This window comes from Enterobacter sp. Bisph1, from assembly GCF_000814905.1.
Taxonomy (GTDB): Bacteria; Pseudomonadota; Gammaproteobacteria; order Enterobacterales; family Enterobacteriaceae; genus Kosakonia.
This window is the reverse complement of the sequence record NZ_JXAG01000041.1, coordinates 1-21,487: the sequence shown is the minus strand read 5'-3', so window position 1 is coordinate 21,487 and position 21,487 is coordinate 1. Positions and strand designations below refer to the sequence as shown.

The window sequence follows — 21,487 nt, the reverse complement described above, 5'->3', positions numbered from 1 at the left end:
TCTATATTGTGAATACCTTCGCTTACCCTCATAAAATTGATGAATATCGTTCTGGATATGTTTATGGTGGCGTTATAAAGTCAATAAAGTGAGCTGAATTAAAAATGTAAGATGTCATTTTGACATGTGGAAATGACTGTACCATTATAGAGTTGTAGCATGTTTGTAAAGGGAATTATTAACTCTTAAAAAGGATTTTTTATGGAATCTAAAAGCTATTATTTCACGCAGGTTGCTGACCTACGTATAGAGGGTATTGGTATACATGCAAGCTATTCAATTAATCTGACGGTAAAAGACGTTAATATCGGAACTGACAAAGAGATAACGATTGCTGCTACGGGGAAAAGTAAGGCGGCAAAAGCTGCTGGTTCCGGGCGGCTTTTATTTTGCTGCAAAGTAAGAAGCTTGCTTGATAATAAAATATATATTCTTGAAAGAAAAAAAGGAGAGCGCTGGGCAGTGGGTTTGGATTATGTTCCCATTGGATCAGTAACATTTTTACTCTCTGGTTCAGCTTACGTAGGCCCAGCTCTTGAGATAGAGTCTGGTTATTTTTATGACTCTGGTTATGTTGGCACTGTGCCACCTATACCCGGCAGTTTTAAACGTGTTATTACACTGTCCCCTTTTCAAGGATAAAAGCCATGTGTTATAAAAAATTTTGTATACTTCTCTTGTCGTTAATCTTTTGCGGTGCTGCCGTTGCTGACGGTAATATGGATAAACCTACAGCCAAAGCATCTGAGTTAGCAAAAAGATATGTCCTGGCTAATGAAACTGATAAGCCATCGGTGCTGCAGGAATTTGATAATCTGGCTCAAGATAACCCGGACAATGTAAACGTTATCCGTAACTATACCAGTCTACTCTCATCCCGAGGGCAGTATGAAAAAGCGATTGCCTGGCTTGTGCCGATTAATAAAGTAAGAAATAACCCTTCTTTGCTATTACAAGAGTGCATGCTCAAGCATCGAGTTAGTCATAGCGATACCGCGTGTTATAAACGCGTCATTGGCCTTTCAGAACATCAAGGGAGGGAGGACATGGACTATTTAATGGCGCTTTATTTTACTGATGACAGAACATTTCAGACCGTGAAACAGCGTTTGCTTCAACAAAATCCTGCGTTCAGTAGTGATTTCACACTCTTCGAACAAGATAAACTAGATATGCTGCGTTCGCTTTATCCCTGATCGCTGCGTATTTTTTATTCCTTGTATGTCATGGGTAAATATTAGCCAGTTGCTGACATATTAAGCGAAGTGGGTCAGTCCTTTTCCCTAAGGTAACACCTTGTTTAGCCACTGAAGGCCCTCCGCTTCAGCTTTCATGCCAGCATTTATCCTTAATGTCGGTCGACTCTGAATGCACAAGACGAACGGTATGATGGTTACGTGAAAGAGAAATGTCTGCATCTCGAATTGATGTTAGTAAAATAGGTGCTTGCCACTGGAAGGCATTCGTATTCATCTCCTCCTGTATTAAGCGAGCCGCAGACAATCCATAAAAAACCTGCCAGCAAACATCCAAAATTACCGGCAGGTTTTTCGTTATTCGCTCTGCACGTCAGCGAGGATTTTCTCCATCCACACGCGGTCAATTGCCCCCGTATCATAATGAGCGAGGGTAAAGACCCTGGCCTGATTCATCATTAGCGCCAGTTCGGGGGGGATATTGAAACTTGCCGCAACTTCATGGCGCTCAAGTTCAGGCCGACGCTTACGACGTTCAATACGAAAGCGCAGCTGGTTGTATTTTGCCCAGGCGATCAGCGCCAGACTTATAAGACAGGCCACCAGCAGGTAGATACTTAACGTACTGAGCGTGGTGTAGAACGGCCTGGTCCCCATAAAAGGATCATGTTCAATTGCGGTTATCAGACCCCTGTAAATCAGCCAGCTAAACCCCAGCCAGGCAATGATCGTTAACAGGGAATCCAGCGCGCGTGGAAACAGCCGTTGTTCAGTAAAAATTAAAGGTTGGATCATGGTTTTAATCTCCCAATACCGCGATCGGGACTCACCCAACGAGCTCTGTTGCGTTTGCGGCGCAGCATGACTTTCGGGAAAGCCACAAGCGTAGTGAACAGGCTCAACATCCAATACACCACCGGAAACCAGATAACCCAGAACAGTGACGCCGCAAAACCTTTCTCGTAGCGTCTTTCAATAAACAGGCTGACCGCGAACTGCAACAGACAGACCACGCCCAGCATCAGGCCAGTAAAAGCCGGTGGGAAAAGGTGCTGAACATATAAAGAATCGGGCATCGGAATAAGCAGCCCGATGAGAAACAACAGAATGCTGACGACATAGGCAAAGGCCCATGCCGTTGACATGCAAAACTCAATAAACAGAGGCCACATGCGCCGGTACTCCCAGCTCCATAAGCGACGCATATTGACAATAAACACCTCCGCGCCCCCCTGCGCCCAGCGCAAACGCTGCTTCCAAAGCCCTCTCAGCGTCTCGGGCATCAAAATCCAACACAGCGCACGAGGTTCGAAGAAAATTGACCAGTGGCGCAGTTGTAACTTCCAACTGATATCAATATCTTCCGTGATCATATCCGGACTCCAGTACCCCACCTCTGCCAGGGCGCGACGGCGAAAAGCGGCAATGACACCGGAAACGGTAAAGACCTGACCATAGACGCGCTGGGTACGCTTGATGAGGCCGATGATAGATGAAAATTCCCCCACCTGGACTCGACCAACCAGCGTTGAACGCGTACGGATACGCGGATTACCGGTCACGGCCCCCACGCGAGGGTAATTGAGCAGCGGTGCGACCATATACACCGCCGCATCCTTATCCAGCAGCGCATCACCATCAATACACACCAGAAAATCACTGCGTGCCGCCGCGGCACCCGCCTGCAGGGCTATCGCTTTGCCCTGATTTTCCGCCAGATGAATCACCCGCAGCCGTGAATATTCACTCGCTAATTGGTCCAGTACGGCCGCGGTGTTGTCTTTAGAACCGTCATTGATAGCAATCACTTCTATGTTTTCATAACGTTGCGCCAGCGCCGCTTCGATAGTCTCACGTGCATTTAGCCCTTCGTTAAAGCACGGCACAAGAATGGAAATCAGCGGATTGCCTGCGAGTGCAGGTGGCGGTGTGCCCGGCCCCCATGGCCAGTGGCGCTCGCGGTGAAACCAGAAGTAAAGCCCACCGCTTATCCAGAGGGCCGACATAAACAGCGGCCAGAAAAAGACGAAATCAAGGATCACTTCACCGGTAAAAATCACCGCCACGCCGAGCGGAAAACTGAACATCAGGCAAAGGATCAGGAAGGCGATGAGACGATCGGTCATTTTTGCGGATACCAGTTAGAGGAAAAAGCAGAACGGATCTCTGCCATCCGGGGTTGATCGTTAATGAAATCGTCCGGGTAGTAGCCAAAGTTTCTGGCACCGCTCAAATTAAGCTGCCGCATCCACCCGTTAAGCATTTCACCGCTAATTTCCTTCTGTCCTGCCCCCTTACGCCAGTCGAGTGCCTGAAGTTCAAAAACTGTTTTATCCAGCGCGCCAGGGAAACGGGCTACCTGCCCGACGAGTCTGTCCAGCCAGACATTGGCATCGTTGACCGGGACATTTTCCATCAGCGGCATCGCCATCGGGGCTGTCCAGTCGTAGGTGCCGAGAAAATCATTCAGATTCTGCGCAAACCAGATTTCGCTCTGCGGATCCAGGACCGGCATGGCGTAAATGTTGCGGGCGGTTTTGATCTGTGGGCCGCGCACGGCACGCACGGTTTGCGTGAGCTGTCGGGTAAAATCAATCAGGGCGCGACTTTTAAAGCGTGTCCAGCGCGCCAGCAGTTGCGGGTTGGCGCGTATCTGCGCGATGTTGTCCGGGAAGCCTGCGGCACGATAGGCTTTGAGCGCATCTGGGGAGGCATCCTCAAAGTCGGTCAAAAAAGCGTCATCATGGAAGAGGATGCCGTTGAAGTTGGCATGGCGCGCCAGGTCCTCATAGATGTCGTTGATTCTCTGCCGGGCAACTGCACTCCAGGGTGATAAGCGCAAATAATGTTCGTTGTCTGGCGCAATTCGTCCGTTGTCTGGCGACCACGCCGCCACGCGCGGCACCGAGGGGTCTAACCCAAACGCCAGTACCGGCATCCAGGCGTAAACCTTCACCCCGGCACGGGTCTGCAACTGCCAGGAAACGAAGTTAAACAGATCCGCCCGCATAGGTAGCCAGCGGCTGCGGAAATAGAGCGCATTGACGTTGCCATCCCCTTTCGGATCGGCATAGGCCTGTAAAAATACATGGGTTATCTTCATATCGAAAACACGCTGGATGAGCAGATCGATATTTTTACGCTGTTGAGCCGGGCTTTTGTCGTATACATAGTCGAGATCGACATGCATAACCCGCATGGTTTCAGGTTCCCTGACCTCAGCTATATCGCTGGCGAAGCTACGCAGCGAGGGGTTGTCGGAAATCAGCATCCGGGGAATATCCTCCAGATTTGCGGCATTCGCCAGCCCCTGGTTCAGGGTGAAAGCCATCTGGTAGCCCTGCTGATGCGCGAGCTTCAGTGTTGTCCCGCTCGCCGCACCGTAGGGCCAGACCCAGGCTCGGGGTGCTTTCCCGGTGACCTCTTTAATTTTGCCCGAAATGCGTGACAGGTCGGCACTCATACGCTGTTCAAACTGCGCATCCGTTTCGTACTGCCCGCTGGTTTTATCGTATAAACGGTTAGCGGCTGCGGGCTCCTTACTGCCTTGCGGATTGGCCTCATGCCCGTAATGGGATGCCCAGGTGTGCGCACCCACCTCGACCCACCCCGAATCGCTGGCCTCGCGAACCATCTTCCAGGTGGCAAATTTTTCCCGCGGCGTCTTTAGTCCGCCAAAATCCACCGGCGAATGTTCCGGTGCATCCACCCAACTGCCGACAGGCGCCCACAGAGCAGGCCATTTGAACAACCGAAGCAACGGCAGAACGCGCGTCGAGAAGCTACTGTATCCATCATCAAAGGTCAGCAACACCGCCTTTTCAGGCAAGGTGCTTTTCCCGGCATGGGCATCCAGCACCTGCTGCACGCTAATCGGGTGGTAGCCGTTATCATGCAACCAGGCAAACTGGTCGTTCAGGGCGCTGGTGCGCACGGACAGATAGCGCTGATCGGCGGCATCGTCCTCCACGTCATGCCAGGCCAGCACAAGAAAGCTGTTGGTGGGCCAGCGCTGTTCCGCATACAGCGGCACCCGCTCAGAGGGAGGAAGATAACGTGGTGCCGCGGCCAATGCACACATGCTCATCATCATCCACCCGACTATTACCCTCGCGGCGATAAGCCATCGTGTCATCATGAAGCGCCCTTAAAACCTGACATTCAAATCAAATGCGAGGGCAATATTGCGCTCCCGCTTCCCGTCGTAAGGACGCTTATCCCAGGTAAGTTTCACCCCGGCATCCACTACGTTATTCCATTGAATACGTTGCCCGTAACCTAACTGAGTGATGGCCCCGGCGCTGTACCCTTTTTGCCAGTAATCGCCCGCGCCCGCCTCAAATTGTTGCTTCCACACCGTGTCGTAGTGGCGGTACAGAATCTGTTCGGCGCGAAGCCCAGCAACCGCCGAAACATCACGTTTGGGATTGTAATAAGAGACATTTTCTTTGCTGTTATGACTGCCGCTGATGCCAGGGATAAAATCCAGCGTAAAACGTGGCAGCGTCCAGAGTCGTTCTTTACCGCTGATGCCGTATTCCAGTCGATCGTTGCCGTCGGTGAAATGGGCTCCGGAAAGTGAGAGTTGATATTCGCGTCGTTCGTTCTGATACCAGCGTAACCACAGATCGCCACCGTTGGCGCTTACCCCATTGCGCAGGGCACGCAGCGGCGTGTTACGGGATAACCGCTCCGCCGAGCCCCCGACCCGCCAGTTGTCGCTGAAATCGTACCAGCCAGAGAGGCGTCCGCCGATTTTCTGACCGTTGCCATCGTTGCGCCCGGAGACCTCCATTTCGGCCCAGCTATCCCTTGCCGTCCATTCCGCGCCCGCCAGCAGGTCCCGGCTTATTCCTTTCCCCTCCTCAAACTCGCCACGGGCAAAGTTGTAGCCGGTAAACAGTCGCCAGTTTTGGTTAACAGGTGGGCTATAAAGCGCAGCGGTGAGGGTAAGATCATGTTTGCCACTGACCGGACTGTCGGATGAGATGCCCTGAGTCCCAGCTATCCGCAGTTCAGCTTTGTTATGTACCGCCATCAGTCGTTCAAGCTGCAACGTGGCGACGTCATCCGGGCTGCGGGTGACCACATCCTTCGTCAGTTCCTCGGCCTGCTGCCACTCCTGTAGCTCCATGGCAGTCCATGCCTGTTGCCTTTCCAGCGTCAGGTTGCTGGGTTCAATGACTTCGGCAAGCTTAAGTTCGCGCTCTGCGGCACGAGGTAATCCTCGCGCCAGTAGCACTGAGGCATAGGCAATACGCAGTGCCTGGTTACCCGATCCTGTACGCGCCAACCGCTCCGCATGCGTCTCGGCTGCAGGCAGATTATTGATGGCCACCAGATATTCGGTTTGTAAGGTTCTGGCCAGCAGCCAGCTGTCATTGGGCTGCGGCGTGGGAGAACCATAGATATGTTGCAGGTAAGGGTTCTCTTTACTGTATGCATCCAGTTGCTGCTTCGCTTCGTCGAAATGGTTGTTATCGAGACGGGCATACAGCAGTTCCTCTTGATCGTCCATGGTCAGCGGTTGTGATGCCAGGGTCGAGCCACGCGGAAAATAGATGCTTTCAAGCAGCGACTCGGCTTTGTCCGGCTGCTTCTGCGCAAGATATGCAGAAGCGACCCATCTTCTGGCGTAGTCAGGAACAGGCGTTCCGTTCGCCTCGAGCGATTCAAACTCGGCGACCGCTTCAGCCGTGCGTTTACGGATAACCAGCGCCCCTAACCGGTCAATTCTGGCGCGTCGCATATCACCTTGCGCCTCGGGATGTTGTTTCCACGCATCAATCAGCTCGTCATAGCGAGCCAGTGCTTTATCTGCCACCAGAAATCGTTCATCTTCATTGCGGGTGGGGGTGAACGCAGCGCGGACGGTTTGCGCCGCCGCATCCAGTTCAAGTTTACGTGCAATGGCATCAGGCTGCGGGAAGCGCTCTGAAAGGGTCAGCGCGGGACCGGCAATGCGGCTGGCAGACAGGGCAGACAACAGCGTGGGCACCATGTTTTTGCTGCGGTCTGAATCGGTATCGAGGTGGCTGGCCGCCAGTACTGAATCCCAGTTTTTCCCCTGAACATGATAAACATAAGCCAGTAGTGCCTCTCTCTCTGGCCCCGGCTCCTCGTCTACCCAGCGCCGGGCTTCAGTGATGGCTTGCTCGTTGCGATGGGCATCTGCGAGCGTCATTATCCAGCCGGTGCGTGCGTCGCTATTGCCGGGCTCACCTTGCAGAACGGTTTCCCAGACGGCCAGCGAGGCATTCCACTGCTTTTGGTTACGCAGCGCGCGGGCGGCAGCGACTTGCCCTCTGGCAGGGATGGTCATGCGTTGGCGATAACGATCCCATACCGCCAGCGTCTCAACGTCATTATTGGCCCATGAGGAAACCTGAAGCCAGTCAGCAATCTCTCCCGCCGTTAATTGTGTCTGCTTTTCCCGAACGGCAAGGTATTGCAATAAAGGCTGGCGGTCGCCATCTCGTGCCTGAATAATAAGTTCGTCGTAGGCAGACATTTGGGCATATACCCATGTCGGAAACAACATGCTAACCATTAAAAAGTATCGTCCTGAACGCAAGGGTTTAATAACGCAAGAGGAGCAGGAAACTCTGAACATGGTTATCCTTTTTAACGCTGTTTTAACGTGAGCTTTTCATTTATTTATGACTAAAAGATGACGAAAATACAATAGATAAATAAGAAACAAAAAAATAGAGATAAATTAAAAATATCATGCTTTTTTCGTATTTATTATTATTCAATCAAGTGCTATTAACTTTCAAAAAAACTAAAAGTCACTCAAAAAATTAGCAACCACGTTTACCTTTTACCCATTAATGAAATAAAAAACGCCGGAGCGCTGAGGGTCCCCATAAAATCATCGCCAATAAACCATCACCATAACGGAAAAAATTCTGACATACTCGATAAGCAGGCATAGCCCTGTGCCAGAAGCGGAAGTAGAGGACGTCCCGCATGCTCGTGTAGTTCAACAACCAGACCTTTGAGTGAGATAAAATCCTGGCTAAAGTCTTAATTAGCGCTGAAATATTAATAGAATGATCTAAAGTATCTGATGAAACTGCAATTAATAGCCTATGTTCAATACCTCATAAGGTCGGTGATGAAATCCTTTAACTTGCCAGATATTTACCGTTCAACAAATTTAAACACCATTGGGATGTGGAAAGATAATGCTGGAATCGGGGAAATCAGAGAGGAAAACTACTACGACCCGGTAAAACTTGCTCTGGCAACAGGCATAAAACCGCGTATGCCATTTTCGGTCTCGCAGCTATTTGATGAATTAAACGCGCTCACAAGGGATGATCCACTCGCCGACATCCTGCCAGAACACAGTTTCCATTTCACCTTCTTACCACTGACTCTACCACTCTATAAGGCAAACGAGCGATTGCCCTCGAAAGTTGAGCAATTGAAAAATATCTGGGCTGGATATCATTCGAAAAGGATTGTGATCAGGAACCTTCGTTTAATCACTTTGCCCAGCCAGTTATTACTGGCTGGTATCCCGGATGAGCCAGCGATAGCGATGCGTCAGTCATTCTGCGAGAAAATTCTGGCGTCTAACTGGAAAGATGAGTTGCTGATGCGGCACAGCAGCACTCCATTACCGGCGCCATTCTGGCACAGCACGATCCTGCGTTACGGCGCTGCTTTTATACCCGCAACGGTGCGGGAGTTTTTTTAGAACGTCAGGAAATTGATTACGGGGATGTCGTCGGAGAATTGACATTAGCGAGGATAAGTTATAACTGGGAAAAATTTTTTCCATTAGAGATTTAATATTGGCGATGTAGCAACATGCCGGATGCAATTGATCTATTCCTCAGTTTAAACGGGCGAGCTAAAGCCGTTGACCGCGGTAAACGCATGGATATCAAAATTTATCGCCACCTGTGGTGCGCGCTCAATATCCTGCACGGCGGTGAGAAACTGGTCGATATAAGCCTGCCCACCTTCCTCTTCGATATAGTGCGTTACATAACTGGTGGACAGGAAAAACAGCGCCACCTCTTGCGGCGTCAGAAAAATAATATTCGCGAACACTTCACGGCGCGCCTGCTTCAAATGGTCACAGCTCTGCATAATTTCCAGCGTATCGTCGTACTGAGTCAGGCGCGGATCGCGGTGGCGCGACCATTTAGTGACCAGTTCATACTCAATAAAGTCGCGCAGCGGCCCGTATGCCACCGGAAAATCATATTTGTAGGCACAAAACATTCCGTCGGGTTTGAGCCACTGCTTCATTTTCATCAGCACCGCTTTGCGATCCATCCAGTAGAACGAAGTCGCGCTGGTGATCAGATCAAAGCGGCGCTGCGGCGTAAACTCTTCGGCCGGGGAGATACTGAAGGTCAGATCCGGGTAATTCTGTCGGGCTTTCTCAATCAGTAACTCGCCGATATCGCAACCTTCCACATGCTGAAACAGCCCCTGCAGGCGCACGGTAGAGACGCCATTGCCGCAGCCGATATCCAGCGCGGCATCGTGTGTCGGCGACCGCGCTGCCAGCGAGGCGTATAAGGCATCGGGATAGGCGATCTTGCTGCGAACGTTGTTATAAGCTTCGGCATTTTTATTGAACTGTTTCATAGGCTTATTACTATTAAAATGTCATGGTTATCGACTTGATGCATAAAGTCGATATAGATGCTGCCGGACAGCGACGTTAAGCCTGTTCCGTAATCGCCTGGGCGGCACAAATCAGCGCCAGGTGGCTTAATCCCTGCGGCAGGTTGCCGCTCCATTTCCCGCTGCGGATATCGAACATCTCATTAAAAGTCTCGATATTGCCTTTATCACACAGGGTTTCGAGGATCGTTTCCATCGCCGCTTCGCCTTTGGCAACTTCCCCCAGCGCCGCCCATGCGCCTGCGAGCCAGAACGAACAGGCGACAAAAGTGTTCTCTTCCTGCTCTACGCCGCTGTAGCGATAGACCAGCGGACCGCCGTGCCCCAGCTCTTTTTCAATGGCCCGATAAGTTGAGAGCATGCGCGAGGGATTAACATGCTGACCGTAGCGATATACCAGCGCCAGCGAAGCATCCAGCCGATCCTCGCTTTCCGGGTAGAAGAGGTAAGCCTGTTTGCTTTCAGACCAGCAGTGGCTTTCGATCCAGTCGCGGATGCGATCCCGCTCGCGCTCCCAGCGGCCAATCCAGGTCGGCTCAATATATTTCTCTTTCGCCATCAGCACCGCCATATCCAGCGCCAGCCAGCAGGCCATTTTCGAATGGGTATAGTGTTGCCGTTCCGGCAGCTCCCAAATTCCACCATCCTTTTGCCGCCAGTTATCGGCGCAGCAGTTCGCCAGCTCACCCAGCAGCCGCGAAGTGGTCAGATCCAGCACATGTCCCGCTTTGACGAACAATTCGGCGGTCGCCAGCATGTCGCCATACATACTGAGCTGTAACTGATCGCGGGCATTATTGCCCACTCTTACGGGCCGGGAATCTTTATAACCGCGCAGAGGCAGATAGCTTTCGCTGGGTACCACTTCCCCTTCGAGAGTGTAGCAGGCCTGCAATCTCACGCCGTGGCGAATAATGGTTTTCGATAACCAGGAAAAGGCGGCTTTGCACTCCTCCAGCGCGCCCAAAAAGGCAAAAGCTTTAATGATCAGGCAGGCATCGCGGATCCAGGCGTAGCGGTAATCGTAATTTTTCTCGCCGCCAACCCCTTCAGGGATGGAGGTCGTGGCGGCTGCGGCAAGGGCACCCGTTGGCGAATACCACAAGAATTTCAGCGCCAGCGCCGAGCGCCCGACGTGCTGCGCATAGCGTCCTTCATAGCTCAGGCTTTTACTCCAGTCGCACCAGGCGAGGTGGCTGGTTTCAATTCTTTCGTCGATGGCCGCCAGATCCGGCACCGCCAGCGGCTCTTTTTCCGTTACCAACAGGGCAACCAGCACCCGCTGACCCCGGGCAACGTTAATCTGCCCGCTAATCTGCTCATCATCCGCGTCGGTGATCTCCACCTCTTCACTGGTGCGCAGCATTGCCATTAAATCAGCGACGTGGTAGACGTTGCCGTGGGTGGTTTCGTTCATCCACGGCGAACAGGTCTCCGCCCGCGTACCGAAACGCACTTTCAGGGTTAAGGCGACTTCACCCTCTAACCCTTCGATCCGCCGCGCCAGTTCGCTCCACGGCAAGCGCCCGGCCAGCGTACTGTTAATGGACTCGGTAAGACGCACTTTGCCGCTGTCGGTGGTAAAGCAGGTTTCCAGCACGTTGCTGTCCTGACGGTAACTGCGGGTGACGGTATAGGGCTGCTGCGGTTCAAGCTGAAAAAAACCACCGATCTCTGGATCGAGCAGGCGGTCAAACAGGGGAGGAGAGTCGATATTGGGCGCACACCACCAGTCAATGGAACCGTCCGGGGCGATCAGCGCCACCGAACGCCCTTCGCCAATGGCGGCGTAATCGCCGGGTTCGGCAAAGCCATCCTCGCGCACCGGCGAGTGATATGTTGTGTTCTTCAAAATTGCGACATCCTTAACCAAAAAAGGCCGCCGAAGGGCGGCCATAGCGGGCGTAAGTAGACGTGACGTTACAGCGTACCGGTACCGCCATCCGAGCACCAAACCTGGCCGGAGGTGTAGCTGCTTTCAGGAGAGGCCATAGTGACATACAGCGGTGCGATCTCGACCGGCTGACCCGGGCGGCCAAGCGGCGCGGTAGCACCAAACTGCTGCACTTTTTCCTGCGGCTGGCCGCCGCTCGACTGCAGCGGTGTCCAGTAAGGACCTGGTGCGACGGCATTCACGCGGATACCTTTTTCACCGAGCTGCTGGGCCAGGGATTTGGTGAACGCCACGATCGCCGCTTTGGTCTGAGCGTAATCCAGCAGGATCGGGCTAGGCTGGTAGGCCTGCACCGACGAGGTATTAATGATGCTCGCCCCGCGCGGCAGATGTTCGATAGCCGCTTTGGTGATCCAGAACATCGCATAGACGTTGGTTTTAAAGGTGGCGTCGAAATCTTCCGTCGACAGGGTCAGAATCGACTCGTTGAATTGTTGACGCCCGGCGTTATTCACAAGAATATCCAGCCCGCCCAGTTTAGAAACAGCTTCTTTTACCAGCGTCTGGCAAAAGGCTTCAGAGCGAATATCACCCGGGATGGCAATCGCTTTGCGCCCTTCGGCTTCAATCAGTTTGATCACTTCTGCCGCATCGGATTCCTCTTCCGGCAGGTAGTTGATCGCCACATCGGCCCCTTCGCGGGCATAGGCAATCGCCACTGCGCGGCCAATCCCGGAATCGCCGCCGGTGATCAGCGCCTTACGGCCCGCTAAACGACCGGAGCCGCGATAGCTGGTTTCGCCATGATCGGGGACCGGAATCATTTTACTGGCGAGGCCTGGAGCAGGCTGCGGTTGTTCAGCAAACGGCGGTGTCGGATAGTGCGGTGCGAGATTCGTTTTCGGATTTTGCTCTGCCATGCTATCTCCTTCAGGCGTTGTTGTAGATAAATTAAGCCTGGCATAGATGTGAGCGTTGTCACGGTATTAAGCGGCAAACAACCGATGAGAAAAGTCTGTAAACGGCGGGGAAAAGCCGGGAAACGGCGAAATTACGTCGCGTTACCCGGCAGATATTGTGAAGTAATTAGTCGAGATCGGCCCCGTTGCTGGCGATCACTTTTTTATACCACCAGAACGATTTTTTACGGCTGCGTGCCAGCGTACCGTTCCCGGCATCGTCGCGATCGACATAAACAAAACCGTAGCGTTTGCTCATTTCGCCCGTCGATGCCGCCACCAGATCGATACAGCCCCAGCTGGTATAGCCGATAACGGGAATGCCATCTTCAATGGCGTCGCCCATAGCGCGGATATGCTCGCGCAAATAGCTGATACGGTAATCATCTTCCACTTCGCCGTTAGCGTTGAGTTCATCTTTCGCCCCCAGACCGTTCTCCACAAGGAACAGCGGTTTCTGGTAACGGTCATACATCATATTCATGGTGATGCGCAGACCGAGCGGATCGATGCCCCAGCCCCATTCGCTCACTTCAATATGCGGATTGCGCAGGGATTTCACGATATTCGCGGCGCTGGTATTGTTGGCATTCATATCGGCGGAGGCGCAGCGTGAGGCGTAATAGCTAAAAGAGACGAAATCGACGGTGTTCTTGAGAATCTCGTCGTCACCGGCTTCTTTGACAATGGTGACGCCTTTTTCGCGAAACACGCGTGCCGAGTAGGCCGGATAGCTGCCGCGCGCCTGCACATCGATAAAGAACAGGTTTTCGCGATCTTTCTCCAATGCCGTCCAGACATCGACCGGTTTGCAAGAGTAGGGGTAAAAATTGCCCCCCGCCAGCATGCAACCCACCTGGTTTTGCGGGTTCACTTCATGGGCGATTTTGGTCGCCAGCGCGCTGGCAATCAGCTCATGGTGCGCCGCCTGGTATTTCACCTGATCCTGGTTTTCACCCTCTTCAAACACCAGCCCGGCACCAGAGAAGGGGCTGTGCAGCATGATGTTGATCTCGTTGAAGGTCAGCCAGTACTTCACCAGCCCGTCGAATTCTTCAAAGCAGGTGCGGGCGTAACGGGTAAAAAACTCCACCATTTTACGGTTACGCCAGGAGCCGTATTCCACCACCAGATGCATCGGCACGTCGAAGTGGCACAGAGTAATCAGCGGTTCGATATTGTACTTTTTGCACTCTTCGAACACCGCGCGGTAGAAGGCAATCCCTTCCGGGTTTGGCGTCAGCTCGTCACCTTTTGGATAGAGGCGGCTCCAGGCAATCGAAGTACGAAATACCGAAAAGCCCATCTCCGCCATCAGGGCGATATCTTCTTTATAGCGATGATAAAAATCGGTCGCCTGATGGCTGGGATAGAACTCATCTTCACGCAGGGTAAAGCGTTTCTCCTGACCGACTTTTACCGCCAGACGGTTGGCGCCGTGCGGGATCATATCCACGGTGGTCAGCCCTTTGCCGCCCTCCAGATAACCCCCTTCCGACTGGTTGGCGGCAAGGGCGCCGCCCCATAAAAATCCTGCTGGAAAAACTGACATGCATTACCTCGTTACGTTAATCAGGCTTGTGCTGCTTTTACGGTTACCGGCTCGGCCTTCGGCGCGGTACGCTCTTTTTCTACCGGGATATCTTCAAACCCAAGCAGCAGCGTCAGCACAAACGATAACACTACCGCCAGCGCCATCACGCCGAACACCCAGACAATCGACATTGGGTTTGCCGGGTCGAAGAACTGCACGCTGGTAAAGAGCCCAGGCGCCGCCATTGAGTGGCTGGCAAGCCCGGCGATACCGGCAACCGCGCCGCAGATAAAGCCGCTGATAAGGCTTGCGATCAGCGGACGTTTCAGACGTACCGCCACACCGTAGAGGGCCGGTTCTGAAATACCCGCCAGAATAGCGGAAGCCGCCGCCGCCAGTGCGGTCTGACGCAGCTCCGGGTTTTTCGTTTTCCACGCCACCGCCAGCGAAGAGCCGCCCAGCGAGAGGTTGGCACCGATTTCTGACGGCATGACCATGCCTTCTTTACCGGTTTCAGCGATGGTCTGAATAATGGTTGGGGTAAACACGCGGTGCATACCGGTCATCACCAGCAGCGGCCACAGCGCGCCCATAATGGCGACGGAGAGCCAGCCGAGATAACCGTGAATGGTGTAGACCAGCGCGGAAATAGCGCTACCGATCCAGATACCGAGCGGGCCAATCAGCACAATCGCCAGCGGTGCGGCAATCAGCACAATTAGCATCGGTTTTAAGAAGTTTTTCGTCACCGCAGGCGTAATGCGATCGACCCAGCGTTCGATATACGACAGACACCAGGTCATCACCAGCGCCGGGATCACCGTATAGGTATATTTCACCGCCGTGACCGGAACAAAAGCGAATTCCACATGCTCGCCCTGGGCGGCTTTCGCCATCAGTTCGATAAAGCTCGGATGCACCAGCACCCCGGCGATAGCGATCGCCAGCGACATATTGGTTTTGAATTTCACCGCCGCCGAGGCCGCGACCATCAACGGCAGGAAGAAGAACGCACCGTCGCCAATCACCGTCAAAATGGTCAGCGTTGAGGAGCCTTTTGGCAGTGCGCCGGACATCTCCAGCACCATCGCCAGCAGTTTGACCATCGAACCGCCAATGATCGCCGGGATCAGCGGCGACATGGTGCCGATCAGCGCATCGAGGATGCCCGCGCCAATGCGGCGTAAGGTCAGCTTCTGAGTGGTTTGTGTCTCGACCGGTTGCATATCTTGCGGCAGCAGGCTGACCACTTCGCGAAAAGCCTGTGAAACCGTATTACCAATAATAACCTGGCACTGGTTGTCGTTACGCACCACGCCCATTACGCCGCTGACGCTTTTCAGCGTTGGGCTGTCGATACGCGATTCGTCTTTTACCACAAAGCGCAGACGCGTCATGCAGTGGGTGACGGCGGCGATATTATCGGCACCGCCGAGCGCGTCGACCACCGAGCGGGCCAGCGCGGCATAATTCTTTGCCATTGGATTTTATCCTGTTTTATCAATAAGGTACTGCTTCATCGCCGGGTTGTATCGACCATGAAACACAAAATAGGTAACCGGTTCCACAAAATCATGATGAGTTTATTTGTCGTAAGCAAGAAAGAAAAGTTGGCGATTTTTATAATCGTGACGGCGATCACTGGATGGCGGGGGATTCGGATTATGGCTCGATGGTGGAGTGTTTCCTTCATCACAACGCCTGAAGTACACTTTCGGTCACGATGTTTGCAGGGGTAGCAAGATGGCAACAATGCAGGAAGTGGCAAAGCGTGCCGGGGTGTCAAAAGCCACGGTTTCCCGCGTGCTGACGGGCAAAGGATATGTGGGCGAAGAGACCAAAGCGCGGGTTTTTGCGGCGATTGCCGAAAGCGGCTACCGCCCGAATTTACTGGCTCGTAGCCTGGCTTCGAGTAAAACCCAGACCCTGGGGCTGGTGGTCACCAATACCCTTTATCACGGCGTTTACTTCAGCGAGCTACTCTCTCACGCCGCGCGGATGACGGAAGATAAAGGCCGCCAGCTGCTGCTGGCGGATGGCAAACACAGCGCCGAAGAGGAGCGCCAGGCGATCCAGTACCTGCTCGACCTGCGCTGTGACGCGATTATTATTTATCCGCGCTTTCTCAGCGTCGATGAACTTGATGAGATTATCGACAACCATTCCCAGCCGATCATGGTGCTCAATCGCCGCCTGCGAAAGCATGCCAGCCACTGCGTCTGGTCCGATCAAAAAGCCTCCAGCGTTAGCGCGGTATCCCAGCTGATTGCCCGCGGTCATCGCGATATCGCCTTTATTACCGGCTCGCTGGATTCGCCCACGGGTATTGAACGTCTATCCGGTTATAAAGAGGCGCTGGCCCAACACGACATTGCCGTGCGTGACGAGCTGATCGTGCAGGGCAAATGGACCCCTGCCAGCGGCGCGCAGGGTGTGGCGGAGCTGCTTGCGCGCAACGCGACCTTTACGGCGCTGGTCGCCAGTAATGACGATATGGCCATCGGCGCGATTAAACAGCTGCACGAAAGCAAACTTGCCGTGCCGCAGCAGGTCTCGGTGGTGGGGTTCGATGATATCGCCATTGCGCCGTTTACCGTCCCGGCGCTCTCCAGTGTGAAAATTCCCGCCACCGGGATGATTAAAGAGACCATTAACCGCTTGATCTTTATGCTCGACGGCGGCGATTTCCACCAGCAGCAAACCTTTCCCGGTGAGTTAATTACCCGCGACTCGATTATTAACGGCCCCCATGCCTGATCTCGTCAGCTGTCATCGTCACTAGTGTCGATGACAGTGCCCCTCATTTTTAAATCTCTTTAAAAACAATGCATTAATTTTTGGCACGCTTTATGAATAGTCCGCCGGGAGAGTGCCTTTTTCCGGAGGAATTGATGAACCGATTTATTATGGCCGATGCCGCTAAATGTATTGGCTGTCGCACCTGTGAGGTCGCCTGCGTGGTGTCCCATCAGGAAAACCAGGACTGTGCGGCGTTGACGCCTGACTCGTTTTTGCCGCGTATTCATGTCATTAAGGGCGTCAATGTGTCGACGGCGACGTTATGTCGTCAGTGTGAAGACGCGCCCTGTGCCAACGTCTGCCCGAACGGCGCAATTAGCCGCAACGAAGGTTTTGTCCATGTGATGCAGGAACGCTGCATTGGCTGCAAAACCTGCGTCGTGGCGTGCCCTTACGGGGCGATGGAAGTCGTTGTGCGCCCGGTGGTACGCCACAGCGGTGCGGGGCTAAATGTGCGCGCCGAAAAAGCCGAAGCCAACAAATGTGACCTGTGCCACCACAGCGAAAGCGGTCCCGCCTGTATGCAGGCCTGCCCGACAAAAGCGCTGGTGTGTGTCGATCGCAACTTACTGGAACAGATGAGCGCGGAAAAACGTCGCCGCGCCGCGCTGGACAGTGCCGTTTCCCTGGTGTTCTAAACAATCTGCCTTTCACTTTTAACAGGTCTGTTACTGATGAAAAAAATTACAAGCGTATGCCCTTACTGCGGCGCTGGCTGCAAACTGAAACTGGTCGTCGATAACGGAAAAATCATCCGTGCAGAAGCGGCTGACGGCCACACAAACCAAAACGAACTGTGCCTGAAGGGCTATTACGGCTGGGATTTTCTTAACGACACCAAACTGCTGACGCCGCGTCTGACGCAGCCGATGATTCGCTACGAAAAAGGCGGCAAGTTAACGCCCGTCAGCTGGGATGAAGCGATCCGCTACACTGCTAAACGCCTTAGCGACACTAAAGCCAAATTTGGCCCGCGCGCCATTATGACGACAGGATCCTCGCGCGGCACCGGCAATGAAACCAACTATGTAATGCAAAAATTTGCCCGCGGCGTGCTGCACACCAACAACGTCGACTGCTGCGCGCGCGTCTGTCACGGGCCTTCCGTCGCCGGGCTGCAGGAAACTCTCGGCAACGGGGCGATGAGCAACTCCATCGGCGATCTCGAAAATTCGCGCTGCCTGCTGGTATTTGGCTATAACTGCGCCGATTCGCACCCGATCGTGGCGCGCCGGGTAATTAAAGCCAAACAGAACGGGGCGAAAATAATCGTTTGCGATCCGCGCAGGATCGAAACCGCGCGCATTGCCGATCAGCATCTGCAGCTCAACAACGGCTGCAATATGGCGCTGGTTAACGCCTTTGGCTATGTGCTGCTGGAAGAAGAACTCTACGATAAAGATTATGTCGCCAGCTTCACCACCGGGCTGGAGGCTTACCGCGAAACCGTAAAAGATTACGCGCCGGAAGCGGTAGAACATATTACAGGCGTGCCGGCAAAACAGGTGCGTCAGGCGATGCGTACCTACGCTGCCGCGCCGTCTGCCACTATTATGTGGGGCATGGGCGTTACCCAGTTTGGTCAGGCGGTGGATGTGGTTAAAGGGCTTTCCAGCCTGGCGCTGCTCACCGGCAACCTTGGGCGCGAGCATGTCGGCGTCGGTCCGGTGCGCGGGCAGAACAACGTGCAGGGCGCGTGCGATATGGGCGTGATCCCCAACCAGTTCCCTGGTTACCAGGATGTGGTTAACCCGCAGGTGCGGGCGAAGTTCGCCGACGCGTGGGGCATTGATCCGGCAGTGATGGACGACAAAGTGGGCGTGCGCATTACCGAAGTGCCGCACCTGGCGCTGGAAGGCAAAATGAAAGCCTACTACATCATGGGCGAAGATCCGTTGCAGACCGAAGCGGATCTTGGGCTGGTGCGTAAAGGTTTTGAAGCCCTCGATTTTGTCGTGGTGCAGGATATCTTTATGACCAAAACCGCCGAGCAGGCGGATGTGCTGCTGCCTGCCACCTCGTGGGGCGAACATGGCGGCGTCTTTACCTGCGCCGATCGCGGTTTTCAGCGTTTCGAAAAAGCCATTGAGCCGCAGTACAACGTCAAGCGCGACTGGGAAATCATCAGCCTGATTGCCACGGAAATGGGCTATCCGATGCACTATGACAACAACCAGCAAATCTGGGATGAGATGCGCGAGCTGTGCCCGCTGTTCTATGGCGTCACCTACGAAAAAATGGGCGATATGGGGCATGTACAGTGGCCGTGTCCGACCCTTGACCATCCCGGTACGCCGTACCTGTATCAGAACAATAAGTTCGATACGCCGGACGGCAAAGGTCATCTGTTTGCCGCCCAGTGGCGTGCGCCGGCGGAACGTCCCGATGACGAGTTCCCGCTGGTACTCTGTACGGTGCGCGAAGTGGGTCACTACTCCTGCCGTTCGATGACCGGCAACTGTGCGGCGCTGCAAACCCTCGCTGATGAACCAGGCTTTGTGCAGATCAACCCGGCGGACGCCGATGCCCTCGGTATCACGGATCGTCAACTGGTGTGGGTGGAATCCCGTCGCGGCAAAGTCATCACCCGTGCTGACGTTAGCGAGCGTATCAATCATGGCAGCGTCTATATGACCTACCAGTGGTGGATTGGCGCCTGTAACGAACTGACGCAGGATAATTTGGATCCAATTTCGAAAACGCCGGAGACCAAATATTGCGCCGTTCGGGTGAGTGCGATCAACGATCAGCGCTGGGCTGAAGAGTACACTTTGCGCACTTATCAACAGATGAAGAGTCGATTGCTTGATGCAGCGATGCAGTGATGAGACGGCCGACAGCGACGGTGTCTGCTTGCGCGTGTACGGCAAAGTACAAGGGGTGGGCTTCCGCCCCTTTGTCTGGCAGCTGGCGCAGCAGCTCGGCCTGAAGGGCGATGTCTGTAATGATGCGCAGGGGGTGGAGATTCGCCTGTTCGGTCACGAAGGCGATTTTCTTCCCCTCCTGCAACAACAGTGCCCGCCGCTGGCGCGCATTGATAAGGTGACCAGCACGGCGTTTTGCTGGTCCACCGTGCCAGAGGAATTCGCCATTCGCCATAGCGCGGGCGGCGCAATGAACACACAGATCGTCCCCGACGCCGCAACTTGTCCGGCGTGCCTCGCCGAAATGAACGATCCCAACGAGCGCCGCTACCGCTATCCGTTTATTAACTGCACCCACTGCGGGCCGCGCTTCACCATTATTCACGCCATGCCCTACGACCGGCCGTATACGGCGATGGCGGGGTTTCCCTTGTGCCCTGTTTGTGAGGCGGAGTATCGCAACCCGCTGGATCGCCGTTTTCATGCCCAGCCTGTGGCCTGTGAAGCCTGCGGTCCACGCCTTGAATGGCGCGGCAGCGAGCATCAGACCCACGGGGAAGCCGCCTTGCAGGCCGCCGTCTCGCTGATAAAAAGCGGCGGCGTGGTGGCGGTAAAAGGCATTGGCGGTTTTCATCTGGTTTGCGACGCGGGTAATCAGGCGGCGGTGCTGCACCTGCGCGCGCGTAAACACCGTCCGGCAAAACCGCTGGCGGTGATGTTACCCGACGGCCAACAGGTGAATGCACAGGCGCAGCGTTTACTCGCCACGCCCGCTGCGCCAATTGTGCTGGTGGAAAAAGGCAGCATTTCCGGACTGTGCGAGGCGATTGCTCCGGGGCTTGATGAAGTAGGCGTGATGCTGCCCGCCAATCCGCTACAGCATCTGCTGGCGCAGGCGTTACAGCGCCCGCTGGTAATGACCTCCGGCAATCTCAGCGGTAAACCGCCAGCGATAAGCAATGAACAAGCGTTAAGTGATCTGGCGGATATCGCCGACGGTTTTTTGCTGCACAACCGCGATATCGTCCAGCGCATGGATGATTCCGTGGTGCGGGTAAGCGGCGAGATGCTGCGCCGTTCGCGCGGCTATGTACCCGATGCGCTGCCGCTGCCACCGGGTTTTAGCGATGTGCCGCCGCTACTGTGTCTCGGCGCAGATATGAAAAATACCTTTTGTCTGCTGCGCGGCAACAGTGCCGTGCCGGGGCAACATTTTGGCGACCTCACGGACGAAGGCGTGGAAACCCAGTGGCGCAGCGCTCTGGGTTTGATGCAGCAAATTTACGCTTTCACCCCCGAGCAGGTGGTGATGGATGCCCACCCGGGCTATCGCACCCATCAATGGGCCAGCAGCTACGGCCTGCCGGTGCAGAGCGTGCTGCATCACCACGCTCATGCCGCCGCCTGCCTTGGCGAACATGGCTGGGGGCTGGAACAAGGGGATGTGATTGCCTTAACCCTTGATGGCATTGGCATGGGCGAGAACGGAGAACTGTGGGGCGGCGAGTGTTTGCGGGTTAATTACCGCGAGTGCGAACGCCTTGGCGGCTTACCGGCGGTGGCGCTGCCCGGCGGCGATCTCGCGGCGC

The 21,487-nt window shown here is 54.3% G+C and carries 15 protein-coding genes and 1 pseudogene; 7 read left to right on the top strand and 9 right to left on the bottom strand.

Features of this window, described 5'->3' with window-relative positions:
- Positions 1-201 precede the first annotated feature (201 nt).
- Positions 202-642, top strand: coding sequence for a hypothetical protein (locus RW65_RS12850; protein WP_039057151.1), 441 nt, complete (start codon positions 202-204; stop codon positions 640-642).
- A gap of 5 nt (positions 643-647) precedes the next feature.
- Complete coding sequence (locus RW65_RS12845; RefSeq protein WP_039057150.1) at positions 648-1,196, top strand: hypothetical protein; 549 nt, start codon at positions 648-650, stop codon at positions 1,194-1,196.
- 357 nt (positions 1,197-1,553) lie between these two features.
- Here the strand turns inward: RW65_RS12845 and pgaD are convergent, their stop codons facing one another.
- The 4 genes from pgaD to pgaA are packed head-to-tail and all read right to left on the bottom strand — an operon-like array spanning position 1,554 to position 7,809.
- Positions 1,554-1,991, bottom strand: coding sequence for a poly-beta-1,6-N-acetyl-D-glucosamine biosynthesis protein PgaD (gene pgaD, locus RW65_RS12840; protein ID WP_072037757.1), 438 nt, complete (start codon positions 1,989-1,991; stop codon positions 1,554-1,556).
- Complete coding sequence (pgaC, locus tag RW65_RS12835; protein WP_039057149.1) at positions 1,988-3,322, bottom strand: poly-beta-1,6-N-acetyl-D-glucosamine synthase; 1,335 nt, start codon at positions 3,320-3,322, stop codon at positions 1,988-1,990. The genes pgaD and pgaC overlap by 4 nt, the downstream gene beginning before the upstream one ends.
- Positions 3,319-5,334 (bottom strand): poly-beta-1,6-N-acetyl-D-glucosamine N-deacetylase PgaB, encoded by a 2,016-nt coding sequence (pgaB, locus tag RW65_RS12830; protein WP_039057148.1) that lies wholly within the window; start codon positions 5,332-5,334, stop codon positions 3,319-3,321. Before pgaB ends, pgaC begins: the two co-directional genes overlap by 4 nt.
- Positions 5,335-5,343: 9 nt before the next feature.
- Positions 5,344-7,809 carry a poly-beta-1,6 N-acetyl-D-glucosamine export porin PgaA gene (gene pgaA, locus RW65_RS12825; RefSeq protein ID WP_039057147.1) on the bottom strand — a complete coding sequence of 822 codons (2,466 nt, stop codon included), beginning with the start codon at positions 7,807-7,809 and terminating at the stop codon, positions 5,344-5,346.
- A gap of 507 nt (positions 7,810-8,316) precedes the next feature.
- Between pgaA and RW65_RS12820 the strand changes: the two are divergent.
- Positions 8,317-8,999, top strand: a pseudogene (locus tag RW65_RS12820) (hypothetical protein).
- A gap of 48 nt (positions 9,000-9,047) precedes the next feature.
- Here the strand turns inward: RW65_RS12820 and RW65_RS12815 are convergent.
- The 5 genes from RW65_RS12815 to ascF all read right to left on the bottom strand — a co-directional run bounded on the left by RW65_RS12815 (position 9,048) and on the right by ascF (position 15,716).
- Positions 9,048-9,809 (bottom strand): class I SAM-dependent methyltransferase, encoded by a 762-nt coding sequence (locus tag RW65_RS12815; RefSeq protein WP_039057146.1) that lies wholly within the window; start codon positions 9,807-9,809, stop codon positions 9,048-9,050.
- Between the two features lie 76 nt (positions 9,810-9,885).
- Positions 9,886-11,700 (bottom strand): glycoside hydrolase family 15 protein, encoded by a 1,815-nt coding sequence (locus tag RW65_RS12810; protein ID WP_039057145.1) that lies wholly within the window; start codon positions 11,698-11,700, stop codon positions 9,886-9,888.
- A gap of 68 nt (positions 11,701-11,768) precedes the next feature.
- Positions 11,769-12,662, bottom strand: coding sequence for an SDR family oxidoreductase (locus RW65_RS12805; protein WP_039057144.1), 894 nt, complete (start codon positions 12,660-12,662; stop codon positions 11,769-11,771).
- Between the two features lie 166 nt (positions 12,663-12,828).
- The gene (locus tag RW65_RS12800) at positions 12,829-14,253 is read right to left on the bottom strand and encodes a 6-phospho-beta-glucosidase (protein ID WP_039057143.1); all 1,425 of its coding nucleotides are present in this window, start codon (positions 14,251-14,253) and stop codon (positions 12,829-12,831) included.
- Positions 14,254-14,273: 20 nt separating this feature from the next.
- On the bottom strand, positions 14,274-15,716 hold the full coding sequence (ascF, locus tag RW65_RS12795) for a PTS cellobiose/arbutin/salicin transporter subunit IIBC (RefSeq protein ID WP_039057142.1): 1,443 nt from the start codon (positions 15,714-15,716) through the stop codon (positions 14,274-14,276).
- A gap of 262 nt (positions 15,717-15,978) precedes the next feature.
- Between ascF and RW65_RS12790 the strand changes: the two genes are divergently transcribed.
- The 4 genes from RW65_RS12790 to hypF form a co-directional block, all read left to right on the top strand.
- On the top strand, positions 15,979-16,992 hold the full coding sequence (locus RW65_RS12790) for a LacI family DNA-binding transcriptional regulator (RefSeq protein ID WP_039057141.1): 1,014 nt from the start codon (positions 15,979-15,981) through the stop codon (positions 16,990-16,992).
- A gap of 134 nt (positions 16,993-17,126) precedes the next feature.
- On the top strand, positions 17,127-17,672 hold the full coding sequence (gene hydN, locus RW65_RS22425) for an electron transport protein HydN (RefSeq protein WP_039057140.1): 546 nt from the start codon (positions 17,127-17,129) through the stop codon (positions 17,670-17,672).
- Positions 17,673-17,708: 36 nt separating this feature from the next.
- A complete protein-coding gene (gene fdhF, locus RW65_RS12780; protein ID WP_039057139.1) occupies positions 17,709-19,859 on the top strand; it encodes a formate dehydrogenase subunit alpha in 2,151 nt (716 codons plus the stop codon).
- The coding region (gene hypF / locus RW65_RS12775) for a carbamoyltransferase HypF (RefSeq protein WP_039057138.1) at positions 19,843-21,487 on the top strand (1,645 nt) is incomplete at its 3' end. The genes fdhF and hypF, both read left to right, overlap by 17 nt.

Excerpts from the sequence above, each read along its gene's own strand:
- fdhF (WP_039057139.1), top strand. The coding sequence starts at position 17,709 with ATGAAAAAAATTACAAGCGTATGCCCTTACTGCGGCGCTGGCTGCAAA.
- RW65_RS12800 (WP_039057143.1), bottom strand. The coding sequence starts at position 14,253 with ATGTCAGTTTTTCCAGCAGGATTTTTATGGGGCGGCGCCCTTGCCGCC.
- ascF (WP_039057142.1), bottom strand. The coding sequence starts at position 15,716 with ATGGCAAAGAATTATGCCGCGCTGGCCCGCTCGGTGGTCGACGCGCTC.
- RW65_RS12850 (WP_039057151.1), top strand. The coding sequence starts at position 202 with ATGGAATCTAAAAGCTATTATTTCACGCAGGTTGCTGACCTACGTATA.
- RW65_RS12845 (WP_039057150.1), top strand. The coding sequence starts at position 648 with ATGTGTTATAAAAAATTTTGTATACTTCTCTTGTCGTTAATCTTTTGC.
- hydN (WP_039057140.1), top strand. The coding sequence starts at position 17,127 with ATGAACCGATTTATTATGGCCGATGCCGCTAAATGTATTGGCTGTCGC.
- pgaA (WP_039057147.1), bottom strand. The coding sequence starts at position 7,809 with ATGTTCAGAGTTTCCTGCTCCTCTTGCGTTATTAAACCCTTGCGTTCA.
- pgaC (WP_039057149.1), bottom strand. The coding sequence starts at position 3,322 with ATGACCGATCGTCTCATCGCCTTCCTGATCCTTTGCCTGATGTTCAGT.
- pgaB (WP_039057148.1), bottom strand. The coding sequence starts at position 5,334 with ATGATGACACGATGGCTTATCGCCGCGAGGGTAATAGTCGGGTGGATG.
- RW65_RS12805 (WP_039057144.1), bottom strand. The coding sequence starts at position 12,662 with ATGGCAGAGCAAAATCCGAAAACGAATCTCGCACCGCACTATCCGACA.
- pgaD (WP_072037757.1), bottom strand. The coding sequence starts at position 1,991 with ATGATCCAACCTTTAATTTTTACTGAACAACGGCTGTTTCCACGCGCG.
- RW65_RS12790 (WP_039057141.1), top strand. The coding sequence starts at position 15,979 with ATGGCAACAATGCAGGAAGTGGCAAAGCGTGCCGGGGTGTCAAAAGCC.
- RW65_RS12815 (WP_039057146.1), bottom strand. The coding sequence starts at position 9,809 with ATGAAACAGTTCAATAAAAATGCCGAAGCTTATAACAACGTTCGCAGC.